This is a genomic window from Microcystis sp. M53603_WE2 (assembly GCF_030065435.1).
This window is the reverse complement of the sequence record NZ_JASJFF010001165.1, coordinates 1-4521: the sequence shown is the minus strand read 5'-3', so window position 1 is coordinate 4521 and position 4521 is coordinate 1. Positions and strand designations below refer to the sequence as shown.

The window sequence follows — 4521 nt, the reverse complement described above, 5'->3', positions numbered from 1 at the left end:
TGGAGGAGTGCAGGGGTGGTGGGGGTGGAGGGGGTGGAGGAGTGCAAGGGTGGTGGGGGTGGAGGGGGCGGAGGAGTCCAGGGTTGGTGTGGGTGGGGGGGGGGGCGGGGGGGGGGGGACGGGGGGGGGGGGGGGGGGGGGTGGGGTGGGGGGGGGGTGGGGGGGGGTGGGGGGGGGGGGGGGGGGGGAGGGGGGGGGGGGGGGGGGGGGTGTGGGGTGTAGGGTGTGGGAATTGGGGAAGGGGGGAAGTGGGGAAGTGGGGTGTGGGGTGTGGGGTGTGGGGTGATGGGGAAGAGGGGAGATAAGATAATAAATATTGGTGATTTCACCTGATCTTGACTGAGCCTGGAAGTTTTATGAATAGTCTTTTGATTGCGGCTACGGATACCGATGCGGGTAAAACCGTTGTCACCACTGCTTTAGTGGCTTATTGGCAAAAATACTATCCATCCAAGGCCTTGGGGCTGATGAAATTAATGCAAACGGGTCAAGGCGATCGAGAATGGTATGAGGGCTTATTTCAGGGTCAATTAGAAATGATCACACCGCTGCAATATCAAGCACCCTTAGCGCCTCCTGTGGCTGCTGATTTGGAAGGTCGAGATATTCCTTTAGGGACGGTGTGGCAAGCTCTGCTGAACCTACAAAAAAGCCAAGATTTGGTTTTAATTGAGGGTTTGGGGGGTTTAGGTTGTCCTGTCACTCACGAGCTAACTTTGGCGGATTTAGCGGCTCAATGGCGGTTAAAAACCCTTTTAGTGGTGCCGGTGAAATTGGGAGCGATTTCCCAAACGGTGGCTAATATTGCCCTAGCAGAGCAAAAAAAGGTCAATTTGGGCGGAATTATCCTTAATTGTCTCGAACCGCGCACGGAGACGGAAATAGAGCAGTTAACACCGATCGATTTAATTCAATCCTTGACTAATTGTCCGGTTTTAGGTGTTTTTCCCTTTATCGAAGATCGTCGGGATTTGGATAAATTGGCCTCGGTGGTAGCCAGTTGGCCAGAAATTAAGCTGTCAAGCATTGAAATTGCTTGTTGAGACGAGGCAAAAGGCACAAGGCAAAAGGCAAAGCTGATTCCCAGCATCTTTCAATTTGACAACACCCATTGTAGGGCTAATTCATGAATTAGCCCTACAGGACATCGGGGGGGTAAGGGTAGGGTTGATTCATAGTAGGGTTAATTCATAGTAGGGTTAATTCATAGTAGGGTTGATTCATAGTAGGGTTAATTCATAGTAGGGTTGATTCATAGTAGGGTTGATTCATCGTAGGGTTAATTCATAGTAGGGTTGATTCATCGTAGGGTTAATTCATAGTAGGGTTGATTCATGAATCAACCCTACAGGACATCGGGGGGGTAAGGGAATAAATTAGGGGAAGTCCAGATATTCTTGTTCTGTTAGGGCAAATTCTGGATCAATTATTTTTACTTCATTATAGGTGAGTTGATAGAGTTTGTAAACTAAATGATCAATCTGCTTTTCTAATTCGCTTGTGTTAGCGTTAGGATCGTCTTTTTTTGCGGTGAGAATTTTATTAACAATTTTTTCTAATGCTATTTGTATTTGTCTTTTAGGAACTACAATTGGAAGTTTAAATAATTGTACTGGCTTTACTTCTGGAAATATTCTCACATCTTCATTAACTAAATCACTATATAAAAAATTCATCAATTTAGAGTTGAGAACAGCCAATAAATATAAATATTGCACTTCTGATTTATTTGGCAACTGAACTATTATTCCACTTTTAAGGCAATACCATTGATCTTCGTCGTAAGCAGCAATGATTCTATTCGCAGTTTGTCGAATTAAAATTTTAGGCTCAGTAAATAATTTTTTGCGCCTAGGTCTTAACATTACATAGTAAGGGATAACACCACTTTTAGTTTCTACTCTATTGTCTAGTTTTTCTTTGTATAAGCTTAAATGTTTAATAATATTGGGATAATTTTTAACATCTAAGTCCGAAGAAAAATAAATTATGACTTTCTCTGATTTAGGCTGTAAACAATAAGAGTTTATTTCTCCTCCAATTATTAGTTTTTTAATTATATCTTTTTCTAATTTCTTACTTTCAGCTTCATCTGATTTAAGTATAAAAGCATCTGCAAGTCCGGGACTAATTCCAGTAGCTACATCTTCAGCAATATCTTTAAGAGTTAGATTACCTGAATAACATTTTTCAATTAATTGATGATGATTTTTAAAAACAAAGCTATAAGCTTGATTAGAAACAAGATTGGATTGATCAATGAGATTATTGATTTTATCTAGCTCAACTGGTAATTTATCTCTTTCCACATCTGATAGATCTGCATATAGAGTTGAGTTGTTTAATATTTTTTTAGAAAAACTAATGATGCAGGTAGGAGTTGTAACATCTTCAAATACTCCATCCCCAAGATTAATGTCTAAGATAAGACTGTAATTACTTAGTATTAATTCTCTACTTTTTTCAAATTCAATTTGATTTAAAAAACTAGAGGGAATTATTAGTGAACACAAAGATTGCTTACCTGTAAGTTCTTGATATCTGTAAGAAAAATAATTAAAAGACTCTGGAGTTCGGACATGAATTCGATCATAATATTTCTTTAAAAACTCTTTTTCTTGGGTTGAAAAATCTACGCCATAAGGAGGATTACCAATTACAACATCAAACCCAACAAAATCCCCGTCATCATTCAACACTTCAGGAAACTCAAACCGCCATTCCAAAGCATTCTTATACAGCTTACCGCTTTCAATATCTGCAATTTCAGCAGTTAGCTTATCAATCTCATTATTTAACTTAGTTACTTTTTTCTCCCGCGCTTTTTGCTCCGTCTTAGTCTCCTCAAACAATAAACCCTGATTTTCCAGATTATAAAGCTCCCCTTGTAATTGACGTAACTTCACCTTCTTAGGATCACTAATTAATAAATTAGCACTAAACCCAGCCTTAATCTTAGCAATCAGCGTTTCCATCTGCCGCTTTTGTTCCTTATTTTCCGCATTGCGATAAGTCTGGACTGCATTGCGATATTGCTCAATACTAAACTTCTGCTTCTGTAAAACCTGTTTAACATCCACATCCAAAGCAAAGCGACTAATCAAAGAATTACCACACTTGATATTAATATCAATATTTGGCAAAGTTTCTAAATTGCCATCCTCGCGATAATAAGCATTCTTTAAAAGCTCAATCCATAACCGCAACTGACAAATAGTCACGGAATTAGGGTTAATATCCACCCCAAATAAACACCCCTCGATAATCGTCTGTTTCTCATGAAATAAGGCTTGCTGTACCCGTTGCTTTTCTTGATTATTCGGATGATAAGCAAATAAATTCCCCTCATCATCGTAAACCAATAACTTATCGTTTCGCACCTCTACCCGATAATCTTTTAGCGACTTACCCGAAGTATCTAATAAAACCCGTAACTCACTCTTAATCGCGATTATCTCATTCAAAGCTGAAACCAAAAAATGTCCTGAACCCACGGCTGGATCGCAAATCTTCAGGCTATTAATAATAGTATTCGCTTCTCTTTTATCCTCAATTCGTTCATATAAATTATCCAAACTTTGACAATTCCAGCCTTTTACTTCATTAAACTTCTGCACAATCGCTCTTCGTATCGTTTCCCGACACATATACATGGTAATAAAACTCGGCGTATAAAAAGAACCGTCCTTATAACCATTAATCTTTTCAAAAATTAACCCCAACACCGAAGCATTAATTAACTTTTCGCTATCTTCTTGAGGATTTTCTAACTCATCTCGATCGAATTTATAAGCATCCAAAAACTCAAACAAATAAGCCAACGTATTTAACTCACCTACTCGCTTATTACCCTGATTATCTTTTAGCACCGTACCTGCAAAAATGGGTAAAGTTCGCTCCCGCAAATTGCCAATAAAAATCGTTTGCTGTTCCGTCTCCGTTGGTTCAAATAGCGAACTATTTAAATAAGGTACATGAGCAAAAGTCGTTTTAACCTTAGCCTCGCGCTTATTTGTCTCCCTAGCTAACACATCAAAAAACAAACTATCGAGATCATCATAACTGGGAACTTTCGCCAAATTGAGAAAAGCAAAATCTCGATCGCCTTGATGATATTTAATTAATTGCGCTTCCAATAATTTGAGAAACAAAACCCGATTAATCCAATTAATTGATAACCGCAACGCCACATTATAAAGCCGTTCCTCATCCGTAGTTCCAAACTCTTCAGGATTTTTTAATTGTGCAATTTTATCTAAACTATCCAACCGACTAATCGCATTTTCAATCAGGGAACCATCACAGCGATCGCCTTCTTTCATTCGTCCGATTAACTTCTTCCCTTTATCCTTAACTTCCGTCAAGCCAATAATATACAAAAGGCAACATCTCAATAAATGCTGGTAAGGAAGCCGAAGTCAACCTAGAAAATGAACCCGCACTCGTGAGAAAGCATCGACTTAGGTTGCACTGAGGAAGAAAATCTGCTTTAACTAAGGATATGCTTCTTCCCATCGAGAG

General features: G+C 39.4%; 3 protein-coding genes. 1 reads left to right on the top strand and 2 read right to left on the bottom strand.

Features of this window, described 5'->3' with window-relative positions; genetic code table 11:
* Positions 1-329: hypothetical protein (locus PX481_RS24515; protein ID WP_288096542.1), on the bottom strand; the 329-nt coding region annotated here is incomplete at its 3' end.
* A gap of 27 nt (positions 330-356) precedes the next feature.
* Here PX481_RS24515 and bioD point away from each other — a divergent pair.
* On the top strand, positions 357-1043 hold the full coding sequence (bioD, locus tag PX481_RS24510; RefSeq protein WP_151694456.1) for a dethiobiotin synthase: 687 nt from the start codon (positions 357-359) through the stop codon (positions 1041-1043).
* Between the two features lie 333 nt (positions 1044-1376).
* Here the strand turns inward: bioD and PX481_RS24505 are convergent, their stop codons facing one another.
* Positions 1377-4379 (bottom strand): type IIG restriction enzyme/methyltransferase, encoded by a 3003-nt coding sequence (locus tag PX481_RS24505; protein ID WP_288096539.1) that lies wholly within the window; start codon positions 4377-4379, stop codon positions 1377-1379.
* Positions 4380-4521 lie beyond the last annotated feature (142 nt).